The following is a 15,140-nucleotide window of genomic DNA, read 5'->3' as shown; positions in this document are numbered from 1 at the left end:
CATCGATGCTCAACTCGAATCGCCTGCCGGCGGGGTAGCGCTCAGCGAATGGGCGCAAGACAAGCCGCGCGTCATGGTTCGCTCGGCACGAGGCCCGGGTCTCGTCGAAGACCCATGGGCACCCGGTGCCTTAATGCATGAGGCGGGGTGCTGATGCTCGCGCTGCTCTACCCCGGCCAAGGCGCGCAAAGCGCCGGCTTTTTACATCGCTTGCCGCCGCATCCCGTCGTCGACGCGACGATCGCGGAAGCCTCGGACGTCTTGTCGCTTGATGTCAGTACCCTCGATTCGAGCGACGCGCTCAGATCGAGCGTGGCCGTTCAGGTTTCGCTTGTCGTGGCCGGCGTGGCGATCCAGCGGCGTCTTGCGGACGCCGGCATCGAAGCGCAACTTCATGCGGGCTTGTCCGTCGGTGCGTACGCGGCCGCCGTCGGATGTGGCTCGATCGCCTTCGCCGATGCGCTGCGGATGGTCAGAACGCGTGCCGAGTTGATGGAACGCGCCTATCCGAGCGGATATGGCCTCTCGGCCATCGAGGGGTTAACAGAAGCGCAAATCGAGACATTGATCGGGACATCGAACGGCGCGTCGGGTGATGCGGCCGATTCGCGCGTGTATGTCGCCAATGTCAATGCACCGCGGCAAATCGTCGTTGCCGGCTCCGATGCCGCGCTCGCCGCGTTCAACGAGCGCGCGAGCGCCGCCGGGGCACACCGGGCGAAGCGTCTTGCAGTCAGCGTTCCTTCGCACTGCGAACTATTGAAAGAAGCATCGGAAGCGCTGGACGCCTATGCGTCGACGATATCGTTTCGCACACCGACGCACGTCTACGTCGGCAATCGCCGGGCTCGTGCGCTGCGTCGCGGCGAAGACATCCGCGAAGACCTCGCCACGAATATGCGCTACACGGTGAGATGGTTCGACGCCTTGACGACGATCGTGGAACGCGGTGCGACGGTACTCGTCGAGGCGCCGCCCGGGCAGGTGCTGACCGACATTGCACGCCTGGCGTACCCGGAAGTCACGGCACTTGCGGCGGCATCGTTTGCCGGCGATCGTTTGGTGGAAGTGGTGGCACGGCGGGCGGGGGAGCCGGAGTAGCGGTATCCGAAGCGCCGCTCCTCCTACCGAATCTCGAACTCGATTTTCCCGAACCCTTCGATCTCCCCGCGCACCTTCCCTGGCCCCGTCGCGATGTAAAGCGGCGTATACGAGCCCGTCGTCAATACCGTTCGCGCCGGAATCGAATGTCCCGTCTCGAGCGTGCGCGCCACGAGCCAAGCAATCAAGCGTCGCGGATCACCCGCGGGATGCCGCGCAACCCCTTGGAAAATCTCCTGGTTGCCGCAGTAAAAACTGACATGCGGCGCGCTGACATCGAAACTGCGATCGTACGGACGGGTATCGCCCATCACGAGCGCCCCGTTGTTTTGCAGATCGGCGAGCTGAAGTAACGGATCGACATCCGGCCACGCATCGAACCGGCTATCGACAATTTCGGCGACGACCGACATCGTATCGATCGCATCGATCACTTCGTCGGCCTGCTCCGACAGCCGATGGTCCACATCCTCGGCGAAGCTGAATGCGATCTCGAGCTCGAGGCCGATACGCGCGTAATCACCGGCGCGAATCCCCGCCGCTGCGCCGAACACGCGCGTCGCAGGCAGCGGCGCACATTGCGGCACCGCCGTTGCCGAGCCAGCGCCGATCTTATAGCCCGCGCACCCGCCCAATTTGTCGAGCACGAGTTGCTGCACGACATAAGCTTCGTCGGCGTTCGCCGGCACGCACGACTGAACCGAGCCCGCGTCGATCAGCGTGTGGGTGCGGCGTGCTTCCAACAGCCGCGCCGCTAACTCTTGTGTATTGCTCATGGCCCTGTGCCTCCTGATCGTTCGAATAGTCTCACCGTTCCGCAGTTCCGAACAGCCGCCCGGCATACGCCGCCCCGCAAGTTGCGCGCCACCCTTGGGAATCATTGTCCCTGTTCGACCAAGAACGATTAAAAAACCCATCCGCGCAGATGCGACGGATGGGTTGAGGTGAGACATGCGGCGCGCGCACGCACCGCGATTATTTTTCTTAGAACTTGTTTAGAACTTGTGCCGAATGCCAACGCGCGCGACAGCCTGCTTCGACGTACTCGATACATCGTCCGTGCCCGGTATGAAGGCATGGTCGAGCGAAGAGCCGGTGCTGTCGCCGGCCACCTTTTGGAAGGCGCCTTGTATATAGACGTCCGTCCGCTTGGACAGGTTGTAATCCACCATCAATCCAAACGTATGGATCTTCGGCTTCACGCCGCCCAGCGTGGATTCGTAATGTTCCACCGTATAGACGTACTGCGCGCCGACATACAACGCAGGCGTAAGCTGGTATTTGCCATTCACTTCGAAGTTCTGGAACTTCAGCGCATTCAATGTCGCACCCGCGAGCGGCCCGGTGGTCGGGAACAGTGAATCGGCGGACGTCAGGTACGCACTGCTCGTCGGGTTGCTGATGTTCGTATTCGTATAGACGAAGCCCGCCGTTGCCGGCCCGAACGTGTAATTGATGCCGCCGCCGAAGATGCGCAGGCGCGACGAAGCGAAGTTCGCGTCGTCCGTGGCGATCGCCCCGCCCTGCGTCACCCCGGGATTGTTCGCCTGCAAATAAGCCGCGGCGACCAACAATCCACCGTTCTGGTACTGACCGCCAAGGCTATATTGGCGGTTGTTCGAGAACCCGGTACCGTTGCTGAAGCTGTAGGTGCCGCCGAACTGGAAGCCGGCGTAGTCCGGGCTCGCGTATTTGATCGTGTTGTTGACACGGAACGAGTTGTCCGTATTGTCGTTGTCGAACGGATGCGACAGCAGAGAGCCGCCCCAGTTGCCGTTCGCCGTCGTCGGCGCCAGATAATCGACGACAGCATCGTACTGGCGCCCGAGCGTGACCGTGCCGGCATCGCTCGACAAGCCGACGAAAGCCTGCCGGCCGAACATGCGCGAACTCTGGCCCAAGCGGCCGGAATTGACGTCGAACCCATTCTCCAATTGGAACACCGCCTTGAGGCCGTTGCCGAGATCTTCGGTACCCTTCAACCCCCAACGGCTGCCCTGAACGTCACCGCTCGCCAGCTCGTAATTGTGGCCGCCCTGGACATTGTTCGTGTAGTTCAAACCTTCGTCGATCAAGCCGTACAGCGTGACACTGTTCTGCGCAAACGCAGGGGCGGCGCAGGCCGTAGACGCAGCCAGCAAAAAAATGTGCTTTTTCATCGAATGCTCCAAGCCGGCGAATTCATTGGAAAGATTCTATCTATGGCAGGCCCGATTCTCATTATCTGGAAACGATCGGCCGCGCGGTCTTTCTCGAACTATTCGTCGTAACGACGCAATGGAGACGATGGTTGCACGACCCTACGGCCAAGTCCATCGCGCGATGCGCACTCGCTGCGCGTCGTTGCTTATTGCCAACTAATGGGATGCGAATCGTTTCGCGGGAAAGACAGCAATCGGCAAGAAAGTACGCTCACCCCGGGTTCACCCTGAGAACGAACTACCGAAACCGGTCCATTACCCCGCAAATGAAAGAAAAATGAAAGCAGCAGGGCTATTCGGGCTGACGCATTAATCCGCAGGCTTGCCCGCGCCGTCCTGGCAAAAGATTGCCGTGATGAAAGGCGCGACATGATGGACGATCGCCGAACTCCCCGCAGCCCTGACCGCCGTCTTGACACTGTCGGTCGCCCCCAGCACCACCGCGCCATAAGCGGAATCGGCGAGCGGCTTGCCGTCTCCTTTCTGAAACATGGGATCGTCCTTCTGGTACCCGACAATGGCGAACACATGAAAGCCGAAGGCCGTCAAATCCGCATTGTGGGTGGGATCGAACGCATTGATCGAGTTGGGTTCCACATGCGACGGATGCGGATCGATCAAGCCTTGCGATTCCAACGCGCCGATGAACGCCCGCGCGGGACGGTCGCAATGCAGCGGCTCATCGAGCGGCGTCGCAAAGGCCGGTACGGGCGATACCGTAGCGAACACAGCGAAGAGTGCGATAAGGGCGAGGACGAAACGATTCATGTTAGCGAAAGCGCCGGGAGACAGCCGGGCCGGTAACAATTGGAAATGTGCGCGTTGCACACTGCGTGCCGAATGCGATTGAGGCGAAAGTCCCGCACTTTAACGCGTTTGGCGCACGTTCGCCCACGCGCGCTATGCGTGCGCTGTCCACACGCGTGCCGAGCTGGAAGACAACACTGCGTAAAAGCGTATATATTTCTGCGGATGGACAACCGCGTCGAACCTCCTCATCGCGCCATCGCTCCCCTGCCACGCACGTGGGACGCCAGGCTCGCTCGCCGTCTCGTCACCCCGCTCAAGTCGTCGCGCATCACGCCGAATCACCTCACCACCGTGCGTCTCGCCGTCGGCATTGCCGGCGCCGCCGCGCTCGCGCGGGGCGGGTTCGTTTCGACCAACGTGGGTGCGCTGCTGATCGTGCTGTCGAATTTCATCGATCATACAGACGGAGAGCTCGCGCGCATCAGCGGCAAGTCGAGCAAGTTCGGCCATTTCTACGATCTGGCGAGCGACGCGTTCGTCACGATCGCGCTGTTCCTCTCCATGGGCGTCGGCGTTGCCCTCATGCACGGCGATAGCCCCTACGCGCAGCCGGCATGGCTCGGCGCGATCGCCGGTGTCGCCGTCGCGCTCATCTTTTATCTGCGCATGCGTATCGAAGCGATGGCAGGCAAAGCGGGAACGCAGCAAGCATCGGCAGCTGGGTTCGAAACCGAAGATGTCCTCTATCTGCTGCCGCTTGTCACACTCTCGCGTCAAGTGGAACCGTTCGTCGTCGCGGCGTCGATCGGTGCGCCCTTGTTCGCAGTCTGGGTGACGATCGATTACTGGCGCATCGTGCGGCGCAGGCGCGAGCCGCGGCAACAGCCTGACGAAGCGTGGGTGTCGCGGTGAACGCGCCGGTGGATGAGGTGCCCGCACGGGCAGCGGCGCGGCAGGCCGATACGTCGATCGACGGCGTCTTGGGTACCGCGATCCGCGGCCTTGATCGACAACGGCTGCGCGGGCAGTTCGTCGAACAGGGCGCATTCCTTTATCTGGACCGATTCCTGCCCACCGACGTCACGGCGCAGCTGGCTCGCAGCGCCCGCGCGCTTGAACCGGCCGTCAACCGCAACTACCTGCCCGGCCACAAGCAAGGCGGCAGCGTCAGCCGTCATCCGATCGACCGGCTCGCCCCGCATATTGCAGAGCTGTATCGCTCGCGCGCATTGATCGAATGGCTGGAGGCCATCACCGGCGATACGCTGCAGCTCTCGCCCGAGGACGACCCGCACGCCTACGCCCTCTACTACTACACGCGCGAAGGCGATCATATCGGCTGGCATTACGATACGTCCTACTACGACGGCAGGCGCTATACGCTGTTGCTTGGGGTGATCGACGATTCATCCTGCCGCCTCGACTACGAACTCCATACACGCACGCCGGGTGCGCAGGCGGTGGCCGACTCGATTCAGTACCCGCCGGGCGCGGCCGTCCTGTTCGACGGCGACAAGCTGCGTCACCGGATCACACCGTCGAAGGCTGGCGAAATGCGCGTGTCCTTGACGTTCGAATATGTGACCGATGCGCGGATGCGTCCGTGGCGCCGCTTCATCTCGAACATGAAAGACGCGATCGCCTATTTCGGCTTTCGCCAGGTATTTCGCTCGCTGCGTCCGAATACCAAACCGCCTGCCGGCCGAGACGGCGTATGACGCGCTCCGCAGCAATCCTCTTATCGCTCGGTGCAGCGGTTTTCGTTGCATTGCTCGCATGGCAAGGCGCGGGGGCCGTGATGGCCGCGCTCGCGAGCGCGGGTTGGGGCCTCGCACTCGTGGCGGCGTTTCATCTGCTCCCGCTCGTCATCGATGCGGCAGCCATTGCCGTGCTGGTGACGCCGCCCGGCTCCTTCGCCTATGCGCTGCGCGCGCGATGGGCCGGCGAATCGGTCAATAGCTTGCTGCCTGCCGGTCAAATCGGCGGGCCCGTTCTGATGGCCCGCCATTTGGCGCAGCACGGCACGCCGATGCGCGACGCGGCCGCCGCCGTGACCGTCTCGACCACCTTGCAATCGGTCGCCCAAATCGCCTTCGCGCTCGTCGGGCTGATGGCATTCGCGGCGTTCTCTACCGAAGGCAGCGCCGGGGCAACGCATGCCCTGCATCTCGCGGCACTCGCGGCGAGCGCGGTGCTCGCCGTTGCGGTCGCTGCGTTTTATTACCTCCAGCAACGCGGCCTGTTCGGCCGGTTCTCGCGTCTGTTCGGCAAGTTCTTCGGCCCGCATGGCGCGATGGCCTCCGCCGCGAGCGCCGATGCGATCGACGAGGCCGTGCGCGCGTTGTATCGCTCGCGCGGTCGAATCACGGCCACGTTTGCGCTCAGCTTTGTCGGCTGGGTCGTCGGCATCGGCGAAGTATGGCTCGCACTCGCTTTCATCGGCCACCCGGTGAACTGGCTCGATGCGTTGCTGCTCGAAAGCGTAGGGCAAGCGATACGCGGCGCAGCATTTGCGATTCCGGGATCGCTCGGTGCGCAAGAGGGCGGCTATCTGTTGCTGGCGTCGGTCGTCGGCTTGCCGCCCGATGCGGCGCTCGCGCTCTCGCTCTCCAAACGCGCACGCGAACTGGCCTTCGGTTTGCCCGGCATTGTCTATTTGCAATGGAGTGAACGAGGTTGGCGACGCCGGCGCGCAGCCGGGTGGCCACTTGCCGATTGACGCGGACCGCCCGCCAGCGCGTCTCGGCTTTTGACAGGAGAAGAAAAAGATGCGAGCCATCATTCTCGCCGCGGGCCTCGGCCTGCGCCTGCAGCAACCCCCGCAGCAGCAGTTCCCGAAGTGCCTGTTGCGCTTTCAGGGGGTGACGCTGCTCGAGCGCCACTTGCGCGCATTGCGCGCGCACGGTGTGGACGAAATCGAATTGGCCCTCGGCTTCCAGCCGGAACAGATCACCGCCGAACTCGGCCGCATCGGCTGGCAGCCGCAACCTTCCGTCGTGATCAATGACCGCTACGACCTCGGCAGCGTGCTCACCGTGCATACGATGGCCGATGCGCTGACGCGCGGCGGCGATGTGTTGCTCATGGACGCCGATGTCCTCTATGACGAAGCGATCTTGCAAGCCCTCGTGGCCGGCCCGAGCACCGATCGCCTGCTGATCGATCGCGACTTCGAAACGGGCGACGAGCCTGTGAAGCTCTGCCTCAAGGACGGCGTGCCGGTAGAGCTGCGCAAGCAGCTCGCTGTCGGGCTCGACTACGACACGATCGGCGAATCCGTCGGCTTTTTCCGCTTTCGCGAAGAGACCGCGCGCCGGCTCGCCGACATCGTCGCTAGCTATGTGCACACCGGGCGGCAACACATGCCGCACGAAGAAGCGGTGCGCGACCTGCTGCTCGAAGGCGGACGCCGGTACGACGTAGCAGACGTGACAGGCTTGCCGTGGATCGAAATCGACTTTCCGGGTGACGTTGCGCGTGCAGAAGCCGAAGTGCTGCCGCGCCTCGCTCAATCGGCGGGAGTGGCACGATGAACGCGCGCGAACCAGGAACGGCCACGGGCTCACGCTTCGCGCGGCTGCGCGAGCTGCTCGTCAGCGACACGCTCGAATTTCTCATGGAAGCGCACAACGGTCTATCGGCCCGGATCGTGCGCGAGGCGGGATTCAAAGGGATCTGGGCGTCGGGCCTCGCGATTTCCGCGCAGTTCGGCGTGCGCGACAACAACGAAGCGAGTTGGACGCAAGTCGTCGACACGCTCGAATTCATGGCCGACGCCAGCGACCTGCCGATCCTGCTCGACGGCGACACGGGATACGGCAACTTCAACAACGTCCGGCGCCTAGTGCGTAAGCTCGAGCAACGGGGCATCGCCGGGGTGTGCATCGAAGACAAGCAGTTCCCGAAAACGAACAGCTTCATTGGCGGCGAACGTCAGCCGCTGGCCGATATCGACGAGTTCTGCGGCAAGATCAAGGCCGGCAAAGATTCGCAGTCCGAACCGGATTTTTCGATCGTCGCGCGCGTCGAAGCGCTGATCGCGGGCTGGGGCCTGCAAGAAGCGCTCGACCGGGCGGAAGCGTATCGCCAGGCCGGCGCGGACGCGATCCTCATCCACAGCAAGCTGTCGCGCCCCGACGAAATCCTGGCGTTCGCGCGCGAATGGGCCGGGCGGGCACCGCTCGTCATCGTCCCGACGAAGTACTACAGCACGCCGACCGAAGTGTTCCGCAAGGCCGGTATCAGTACCGTCATCTGGGCGAACCATCTCGTCCGCGCCGCGGCCTCTTCGATGCAAGCCGTCGCAAAGGAGATCCACGACAGCGAAACGCTCGTCAACGTCGAGGAGCGCATCGCCAGCGTCGAAGAGATCTTCCGGCTGCAAAACGCCGACGAATATTCGATGGCCGAGCGCCTTTATCTATCCGCCGCGCGCAAGCCCGGTGCCGCGGTCGTGCTCGCAGCCAGCCGCGGGCATGGCCTCGAAGCCGTCACGGCAGAACGGCCCAAAGTCATGTTGCCCGTGGCGGGAAAACCGCTCCTGCGCTGGCTCGTCGATGCCTTCAAGAAACAAGGCGTCAATGACATCACCGTCGTGGGGGGATACCGGGCCGATGCCATCGATGCGGCCGGGATCAAGCTGGTCGTCAACAATCAGCACGCCGAAACCGGCGAATTGGCCTCGCTTGCCTGTGCGGTCGATGCCGGTGGACTCACGACCGACACGTTGCTCTCATACGGCGATTTGCTGTTTCGCAGCTATATTCTGCGCGACCTCGCGGAAAACGATGCCCCATTCACGGTCGTCGTCGATTCATCGCAGCCGCACGCCTCGAATCAAAGCGTGCGCGATTTCGCCTATTGCTCGGCGCCCGACGATCGCGCGCTGTTCGGGCACAAGACGCTGCTGCAGCGGATTCACAGCGGCAAACCGGCCGGCGCGCCGCCCGACGGGCGATGGATCGGCCTGCTCAGCGTTCGCGGACGCGGCATCGAGCGCTTGCGCACGATGCTCGCCGAGCTGCGCCGGCAGCCCGACTTCGACGCACTCGACGTCCCCGCGCTGATCAACGCGCTGATCGACGCAGGCGAAGCGATCGAAGTGCAATACGTACACGGCCATTGGTGCGGCGTGAACGACCTCGAAGATTTCCGGCGTGCGGGGGATTTCGCGCATGCGCAAACGCCGTTCGCCGTCGGGCGCAACGGGCAGGGTGGCACACCATGATCGAAGCGGCGCAATTCGTCGAAGCGGCTCGGCGCCGCGGCTTTACCTGGTACGCGGGCGTGCCCTGCTCATTTCTCACCCCGTTCATCAACTACGTTCTGCAGGATCCGGCGCTGCGCTACATCAGCGCCGCGAACGAGGGCGATGCGGTCGCCCTGATCGGCGGCATCACGCTCGGCGCGCGTGACGGCACGCGCGGCGTCACGATGATGCAGAACTCGGGGCTCGGCAACGCGGTGAGCCCGTTGACCTCGCTCACCTGGACGTTTCGGCTGCCGCAGCTCTTGATCGTGACTTGGCGCGGCGAGCCGGGCGTGTCCGACGAGCCGCAGCACGCGCTCATGGGCCCAATCACGCCGGTACTGCTCGAGACCATGGAGATTCCCTGGGAGCCGTTCCCGCGCGATGCCGATGCGATCGAGCCGGCATTGGCGCGCGCCGTCGCGCATATGGATAAAACCGGGCGGCCGTATGCGCTCGTCATGCAAAAGGGCAGCGTCGCGCCCTACCCGCTCGACGAAGCACGCACGCAGCGCGCCATGGCATGCACGCCGCAAGCGGACTGGCGCGGGGCCACAGAAGACGGCCTGCCGTCGCGACGCGATGCGCTCGAGCGCGTGATCGCGCATACGCCCGTCGAATCGACAGTCGTCCTCGCTTCGACGGGATTTTGCGGGCGCGAGCTGTATGCACTCGACGATCGGCCCAATCAGCTTTATATGGTCGGATCGATGGGGTGCATCATGCCGCTCGCGCTCGGTCTCGCGCTCGCGCGGCCGGATCTGCATGTCGTTGCACTCGACGGCGACGGCGCAGCGCTCATGCGCATGGGTGCGTTCGCGACACTAGGTGCGTATGGCCCGGGCAACCTCACGCATCTGCTGCTCGATAACGGCGCACACGATTCCACGGGCGGGCAAGCCACCGTCTCGCAGCACGTCTCGTTCGCGGGTGTCGCCGCGGCCTGCGGCTACGCTCGTGCGATCGAAGGCGACGATCTTTCGCTCGTCGATACGCTCTTCGCGCGCAAGCCTCTGGGCGACACGCGCGCCGGGCCGCACTTCGCTCGCTTGGCGATCCGGCGCGGCACACCGGATAACCTGCCCCGCCCGACGATTTCCCCCGCCGATGTCAAAGCGCGATTGATGCGCCACATCGGCGCTGCTTGAGGAATGCCCACAATGAAAACGCTGTTGCTGAACCCCGGCCCCGTCACCTTGACCGAGCGGGTACGGCAAAGTTTGCTGCAACCCGATCTATGCCATCGCGAAAGCGAGTTTTACGACTTGCAGGACGAAGCGCGGGCGCGCTTGCTCGGTGTCTATCGGCTCGATCCGCAAGAATGGTCGGCAGTCCTCATGACCGCCTCAGGCACCGGCGCCGTCGAGAGCATGATCGCTTCGCTCGTGCCTCGGCACGGTAAGTTGTTGATCGTGCAGAACGGGGTGTATGGCGAACGGATGGAAAGCATCGCCAAGCAGTACGGCATCGCGCATGAAATCGTCGCTCATGAATGGATGCAGGCCCCCGATCTCGCGCGCATCGAAGCGTGTCTCGATGCGAACGGGCCGTTTTCGCACGTCGCGATCGTTCATCACGAGACGACGACAGGGCGGCTCAATGATTTGAGCAACCTGGGCGCGTCATGCCGGGCGCGTGGCGCGCAGTTGCTCGTCGATGCCGTCAGCAGCTTTGGGGCGGAGGCGATCGATTTCAACGGAGCGAACATCGCGGCGGTGGCCGCCACGGCCAACAAGTGCTTGCATGGGGTGCCGGGCGCGTCGTTCGTCGTGGCGCGCAAGCAAGCGATCGAAGGCGCGGCGAGCCGGACTTACTACCTCGATCTGGGGCGGCTGGCGAAGCTGCAAGCGCAACGCAATACGCCTTTCACGCCGTCCGTGCAAGCGTACTACGCGCTTGTCGAGGCATTGCGCGAATTCGAGGCGGAAGGCGGCGTTCAAGCGCGGCATGCCCGGTACGCGGCACTGGCCGAACAAGTCCGCGGCGGCCTCGCTGCGCGCGGCATCGTATCGATCCTGCCGCCCGGGGAATCTTCCGTGGTGCTGCGCGCTTATGCGTTGCCCCCGGGAGTCGATTACGAAGCGCTGCACGATGCGTTGAAAGCGCGTGGGTTCGTGGTGTACGCGGGACAGGGCGATTTGTCGAAGCACCTGTTTCGTATTTCGACGATGGGCGATATCGACGCGGCCGACATGGAGCGGTTGTTGAACGCCTTCGATGCGCTGGTGAAGTAACCGCCGTTCATCGTACGCGCTCAGGGAAGCATCGCATCGACAGCCAGTTCCCCCAGCCGCTTCACCGCCGCGTCCAGTTCGCTCGTCCAACGATTGCCCGCGTTCAAGCGCAGGCAATCGTCGAATACGTCGCCCTCGCCGAACAAATGTCCCGGGGCAAAGCCGATGCCTTCGGCCCGTGCCTGTTCGAACAGCGTTCGCGTGCTGCGCCGCCGGCCGTCGATCGCGGGCAGCTTCGCCCACAACACGAGGCCACCCGCCGGATCCGTCACCTCGGTCCCGTCGGGGAAGTACTGCAGCACCGCTTCGCGCAACATGCGCTGCTGGCTCTGCAAGGCGGTCTTCAATCGCCGCAAATGCAATGCATAGCCGCCGGTCGCCAACAACTCGGCGACGGCCGCCTGCTGAAGCTCGGCCGTTGCCATGCTCGTCGTGTACTTGAGCGCTTTGACACGCTCGGTGAAGCGTCCGCCGGCAATCCATCCCAAACGCAATCCCGGACACAAACTTTTCGAAAATCCGCCGCAGAGCAAGACGTTGCCCTGTGCATCGTCGAACGAGCGCACCGGCCGCGGCCGCGTTTCGCCGAAGCAAAGATCGCCGAAAATGTCGTCCTCGATCAGCGGTACATCGCGCTCGCGCAAAAGGGCAACGAGCCTGCGCTTGTGGGCATCGCTCGCCACGCTGCCGAGCGGATTGTTGCCGTTGGCCACCGTCACGACAGCTTTGATCGGCACCCCGCGATCGAACGCGTCCTTCAGCGCGTCGATATCCATGCCGGCCTGCGGCCTGGCCGGAATCGGGTGGATAGGCATCTCGAGCGCACGCAGCATTTGCAGGAGGACAAAATAAGTCGGCGATTCGACGGCAACGACGTCACCGGGACGCGCCACCGCCCGCAATGCCAGGTTCAAGGCTTCGACACATCCGTTCGTCACGACGATCTCATCGGGATCGAGTTCGCACGCGTACTGCATCGCCCGCCGGGCGATCTGCGCGCGCAACCCGGGATATCCCGTGCCGCGCACGTGCGAGCCGACGAGATCGCGGTGCTGATACGCGAGCCGGCGCAAGAGCACGCTGAACCGATCCACCGGATACAGGTGCGTTTCCGCGGAAGCCAGATCGAGACGTACCGTCGCCGGTGCCGGGGCCGCAGCGATCGCGAGATGATCGCGTGCCTGGACGTCGAGTTCCGGCGCCGGCCGGGCCCAACGGTTCCCGCGGGGCGTCTTGGCGTCCCGCGCGCCGCTTGCCCGTTTACCGCCTTTGGCACGCTTCGCGACAAAATAGCCCGACCGGGGCCGCGCCTCGATATAGCCGCGCGTCTCGAGCCAACGCAGTGCCTGTAGCGCCGTGGATACGCTGATGGCGTGCTGCGCCGCGAGGATGCGCACCGAGGGCAGGCGGGTGCCCTCCTTCATCGCCGCCTGATCGATTCCGTCCCGGAGCCGCTGCGCCAATTGAAGGTAGAGAGGAGTATCGTCGTCGGCGCAATCCATAGATAGCTGTGCGGGAAAAATCGCAAAATCTGTTATGTAACAGATTCGGCCCTGTTGTGTATAGGGACACCGCGCACGTCATGCGATGATGGCCGCACTGACCGAGCACTACGGATAGGAGATCGAAGATGGAAGCAGCAGCACTGAAATACGACTTTCGCAGCGATACCGTCACGCGCCCCGGCGCTGCCATGCGAGCGGCGATGGCAGCGGCGGAAGTGGGCGACGACGTATTCGGCGACGATCCCACGGTCAAGCGGCTCGAAGCGCGCGTGGCCGAAATCATCGGCAAGGAAGCGGGCTTGTTCGTCCCGTCCGGCACACAGTCGAACCTGATTGCGCTGATGACGCATTGCGAGCGCGGCGACGAATACATCGTCGGCCAGCAAGCGCACTGTTATCGATGGGAAGGCGGCGGGGCGGCCGTGCTTGGCAGCATCCAGCCTCAGCCGCTCGAGCACGCAGCGGACGGCACCATTGCCCTGGCCGATATCGAGGCAGCCATCAAACCCGACGATCCCCACTTCGCCCGCACGCGTTTGCTCGCGCTCGAAAATACGATCGGCGGCAAGATTCTGCCCACGGACTACGTGCAAGCCGCGACGGCATTGGCCAAGCGGCACGGCCTGTCCTGTCATCTCGACGGCGCCCGGCTCTTCAATGCGGCTGTCGCGCTCGGCGTCCCCGCCGCTACCTTGGCGCAGCCGTTCGACACGGTGTCCGTGTGCCTTTCCAAAGGCCTCGGCGCGCCAGTCGGCTCGGTGCTCGTCGGCCCCAAGGCAGCGATTGCGCGTGCGCGCCGCCTGCGCAAGATGCTGGGCGGCGGCATGCGGCAAGCCGGTATTCTCGCCGCCGCCGGCCTGTACGCGCTGGAGCACAACGTCGACCGTCTCGCGCAAGATCACGCGAATGCACGCGCCCTGGCCCAAGGCTTGGGCAAGCTGCCGGGGCTGACCGTCACGCAGCCCGATACGAACATCGTGTTTGTCGGGGTGGAAGCGTCCGTCGGGCCCGCCTTCGCCGCCCACCTCACGCAGCACGGCATCGGTGTCGTCTCGATGTACGGGGCGACGCGCCAGCGCTGGGTCACACATCTGGACGTCGATGCACAGGCCATCGAGCACGCGCTCTCGATCGCGTCGCAGTTCTTGCAGCGATAACGGTTTAGCCGAACCCGATTCATCACGCACATCGTCCAATCGATTCATACGGGGCCATGCCCATGCAAGCCAACAATTTTTCGCTGACTGACTATCTCCACCGAATCGACTACACCGGCACGCCGAAGGCCGATATCGAAACGGTCGAACGCATGATGCGGCGCCATCTGTTCTCGGTGCCGTTCGAAAACCTCGATGTGCAAGCGGGCAAGATCGTCTCGCTCGTCCCTGAGGACATCGTCGAGAAAATCGTAGGCCGCAAGCGCGGCGGCTACTGCTACGAAGTGAACGGCTTGTTCGCGATGGCGCTCGAGGCGCTGGGCATCCCTTATCAATTCGTTGCGGCCCGGCCGATGTTCTATCCGGCGCGCCGGCCGCGCACGCATATGGCGCTCGTGCTGACGCTCGGCGATGAGCGCTGGCTCTGCGATCTGGGCTTCGGCAGCTACGGCATTCGCGCGCCGATGCGGCTCGACGCCTTGGACATCGAAATCGCTCAGGACGACGACACGTTCATGATGACCTTGGGCGACGACGGCTTTTACGTGCTGCGCGCGAAGGTGGACGGGCAATGGACGAACCAATACGCGTTCGATCTCTCGCCTCAGGAGTGGGTCGATTTCGTGCCGGCCAATTACCTGAATTCGACGCACCCCGAAGCGATCTTCGTCCGAATGACCGTAGCCGTTCTGATGACGGAGGCTGGCCGTAAGATTCTGGGTGGCGACAGCCTCAAAATCGTCGAGCATGGCCGGACGGAAAAGCGTACTGTGGCACCGAATGAGTTGGCCGGCATTCTCGCCCGTGAATTCGGGCTGACGATGCCTGGGGCATAGCGCTTACCCGACCGCTATCGCGTGCCGCCGCGCTGTCACAAAACGGCGGGGCCAGTCGTCTATGTCGGTTAACGGGCATTCGCTCACTTTTTCAAGGCCGATTTTCAA

At 63.7% G+C, this 15,140-nt stretch carries 15 protein-coding genes; 11 read left to right on the top strand and 4 right to left on the bottom strand.

The annotated features are described in order from the left end of the window. Nucleotide 1 precedes the first annotated feature (1 nt). Both ACTHL0_RS16540 and mdcH read left to right on the top strand, forming a co-directional pair. Entirely contained in the window at nt 2–154 is a 153-nt protein-coding gene (locus tag ACTHL0_RS16540; RefSeq protein ID WP_440567893.1) for a phosphoribosyl-dephospho-CoA transferase MdcG domain-containing protein, read from the top strand. Beyond that, nucleotides 154–1,101 (top strand): malonate decarboxylase subunit epsilon, encoded by a 948-nt coding sequence (mdcH, locus tag ACTHL0_RS16535; protein ID WP_440567886.1) that lies wholly within the window; start codon nt 154–156, stop codon nt 1,099–1,101. The genes ACTHL0_RS16540 and mdcH overlap by 1 nt, the downstream gene beginning before the upstream one ends. Before the next feature lie 23 nt (nt 1,102–1,124). On the opposite strand, the gene ACTHL0_RS16530 is transcribed toward mdcH, so the two are convergent. The 3 genes from ACTHL0_RS16530 to ACTHL0_RS16520 form a co-directional block, all read right to left on the bottom strand. After that, on the bottom strand, nt 1,125–1,877 hold the full coding sequence (locus ACTHL0_RS16530) for a 2-keto-4-pentenoate hydratase (RefSeq protein WP_440567885.1): 753 nt from the start codon (nt 1,875–1,877) through the stop codon (nt 1,125–1,127). 219 nt (nt 1,878–2,096) lie between these two features. Beyond that, nucleotides 2,097–3,260 (bottom strand): porin, encoded by a 1,164-nt coding sequence (locus ACTHL0_RS16525; protein ID WP_440567884.1) that lies wholly within the window; start codon nt 3,258–3,260, stop codon nt 2,097–2,099. Between the two features lie 351 nt (nt 3,261–3,611). Next, nucleotides 3,612–4,070 carry a hypothetical protein gene (locus ACTHL0_RS16520; protein WP_440567883.1) on the bottom strand — a complete coding sequence of 153 codons (459 nt, stop codon included), beginning with the start codon at nt 4,068–4,070 and terminating at the stop codon, nt 3,612–3,614. Between the two features lie 204 nt (nt 4,071–4,274). Here ACTHL0_RS16520 and ACTHL0_RS16515 point away from each other — a divergent pair, with 204 nt between their 5' ends. The 7 genes from ACTHL0_RS16515 to ACTHL0_RS16485 are packed head-to-tail and all read left to right on the top strand — an operon-like array spanning nt 4,275 to nt 11,534. Continuing rightward, nucleotides 4,275–4,964, top strand: a complete 690-nt coding sequence (locus tag ACTHL0_RS16515) for a CDP-alcohol phosphatidyltransferase family protein (RefSeq protein ID WP_440567882.1) — start codon at nt 4,275–4,277, stop codon at nt 4,962–4,964. Further along, nucleotides 4,961–5,770, top strand: a complete 810-nt coding sequence (locus ACTHL0_RS16510) for a HalD/BesD family halogenase (protein ID WP_440567881.1) — start codon at nt 4,961–4,963, stop codon at nt 5,768–5,770. Before ACTHL0_RS16515 ends, ACTHL0_RS16510 begins: the two co-directional genes overlap by 4 nt. Next, on the top strand, nt 5,767–6,771 hold the full coding sequence (locus ACTHL0_RS16505; RefSeq protein WP_440567880.1) for a flippase-like domain-containing protein: 1,005 nt from the start codon (nt 5,767–5,769) through the stop codon (nt 6,769–6,771). Before ACTHL0_RS16510 ends, ACTHL0_RS16505 begins: the two co-directional genes overlap by 4 nt. 49 nt (nt 6,772–6,820) lie before the next feature. Then, nucleotides 6,821–7,585, top strand: coding sequence for an NTP transferase domain-containing protein (locus tag ACTHL0_RS16500; protein WP_440567879.1), 765 nt, complete (start codon nt 6,821–6,823; stop codon nt 7,583–7,585). Then, complete coding sequence (aepX, locus tag ACTHL0_RS16495; protein ID WP_440567878.1) at nt 7,582–9,279, top strand: phosphoenolpyruvate mutase; 1,698 nt, start codon at nt 7,582–7,584, stop codon at nt 9,277–9,279. Before ACTHL0_RS16500 ends, aepX begins: the two co-directional genes overlap by 4 nt. Beyond that, complete coding sequence (gene aepY, locus ACTHL0_RS16490) at nt 9,276–10,448, top strand: phosphonopyruvate decarboxylase (protein WP_440567877.1); 1,173 nt, start codon at nt 9,276–9,278, stop codon at nt 10,446–10,448. The genes aepX and aepY overlap by 4 nt, the downstream gene beginning before the upstream one ends. Nucleotides 10,449–10,460: 12 nt before the next feature. After that, a complete protein-coding gene (locus ACTHL0_RS16485; RefSeq protein WP_440567876.1) occupies nt 10,461–11,534 on the top strand; it encodes a 2-aminoethylphosphonate aminotransferase in 1,074 nt (357 codons plus the stop codon). Between the two features lie 20 nt (nt 11,535–11,554). Here the strand turns inward: ACTHL0_RS16485 and ACTHL0_RS16480 are convergent, their stop codons facing one another. Further along, the gene (locus ACTHL0_RS16480; RefSeq protein ID WP_440567875.1) at nt 11,555–13,036 is read right to left on the bottom strand and encodes a PLP-dependent aminotransferase family protein; all 1,482 of its coding nucleotides are present in this window, start codon (nt 13,034–13,036) and stop codon (nt 11,555–11,557) included. Between the two features lie 128 nt (nt 13,037–13,164). Between ACTHL0_RS16480 and ltaE the strand changes: the two genes are divergently transcribed. Together ltaE and ACTHL0_RS16470 are read left to right on the top strand one after the other, a co-directional pair. Then, nucleotides 13,165–14,196, top strand: coding sequence for a low-specificity L-threonine aldolase (gene ltaE / locus ACTHL0_RS16475; RefSeq protein WP_440567874.1), 1,032 nt, complete (start codon nt 13,165–13,167; stop codon nt 14,194–14,196). Nucleotides 14,197–14,258: 62 nt separating this feature from the next. Then, nucleotides 14,259–15,032, top strand: a complete 774-nt coding sequence (locus tag ACTHL0_RS16470; protein WP_440567873.1) for an arylamine N-acetyltransferase family protein — start codon at nt 14,259–14,261, stop codon at nt 15,030–15,032. Nucleotides 15,033–15,140: the final 108 nt, after the last annotated feature.

The sequence above is a fragment of the Trinickia sp. genome (assembly GCF_051961175.1).
In the GTDB taxonomy this organism is placed as follows: domain Bacteria; phylum Pseudomonadota; class Gammaproteobacteria; order Burkholderiales; family Burkholderiaceae; genus Trinickia.
This window is presented reverse-complemented; position numbering and strand designations above follow the sequence as displayed.

What these genes read in the sequence shown, in the direction of transcription:
- ltaE (WP_440567874.1), top strand. Translation starts at nt 13,165, where the DNA reads ATGGAAGCAGCAGCACTGAAATACGACTTTCGCAGCGATACCGTCACG.
- ACTHL0_RS16530 (WP_440567885.1), bottom strand. Translation starts at nt 1,877, where the DNA reads ATGAGCAATACACAAGAGTTAGCGGCGCGGCTGTTGGAAGCACGCCGC.
- ACTHL0_RS16515 (WP_440567882.1), top strand. Translation starts at nt 4,275, where the DNA reads ATGGACAACCGCGTCGAACCTCCTCATCGCGCCATCGCTCCCCTGCCA.
- ACTHL0_RS16525 (WP_440567884.1), bottom strand. Translation starts at nt 3,260, where the DNA reads ATGAAAAAGCACATTTTTTTGCTGGCTGCGTCTACGGCCTGCGCCGCC.
- ACTHL0_RS16485 (WP_440567876.1), top strand. Translation starts at nt 10,461, where the DNA reads ATGAAAACGCTGTTGCTGAACCCCGGCCCCGTCACCTTGACCGAGCGG.
- ACTHL0_RS16500 (WP_440567879.1), top strand. Translation starts at nt 6,821, where the DNA reads ATGCGAGCCATCATTCTCGCCGCGGGCCTCGGCCTGCGCCTGCAGCAA.
- ACTHL0_RS16520 (WP_440567883.1), bottom strand. Translation starts at nt 4,070, where the DNA reads ATGAATCGTTTCGTCCTCGCCCTTATCGCACTCTTCGCTGTGTTCGCT.
- aepY (WP_440567877.1), top strand. Translation starts at nt 9,276, where the DNA reads ATGATCGAAGCGGCGCAATTCGTCGAAGCGGCTCGGCGCCGCGGCTTT.
- aepX (WP_440567878.1), top strand. Translation starts at nt 7,582, where the DNA reads ATGAACGCGCGCGAACCAGGAACGGCCACGGGCTCACGCTTCGCGCGG.
- mdcH (WP_440567886.1), top strand. Translation starts at nt 154, where the DNA reads ATGCTCGCGCTGCTCTACCCCGGCCAAGGCGCGCAAAGCGCCGGCTTT.
- ACTHL0_RS16470 (WP_440567873.1), top strand. Translation starts at nt 14,259, where the DNA reads ATGCAAGCCAACAATTTTTCGCTGACTGACTATCTCCACCGAATCGAC.
- ACTHL0_RS16480 (WP_440567875.1), bottom strand. Translation starts at nt 13,036, where the DNA reads ATGGATTGCGCCGACGACGATACTCCTCTCTACCTTCAATTGGCGCAG.
- ACTHL0_RS16505 (WP_440567880.1), top strand. Translation starts at nt 5,767, where the DNA reads ATGACGCGCTCCGCAGCAATCCTCTTATCGCTCGGTGCAGCGGTTTTC.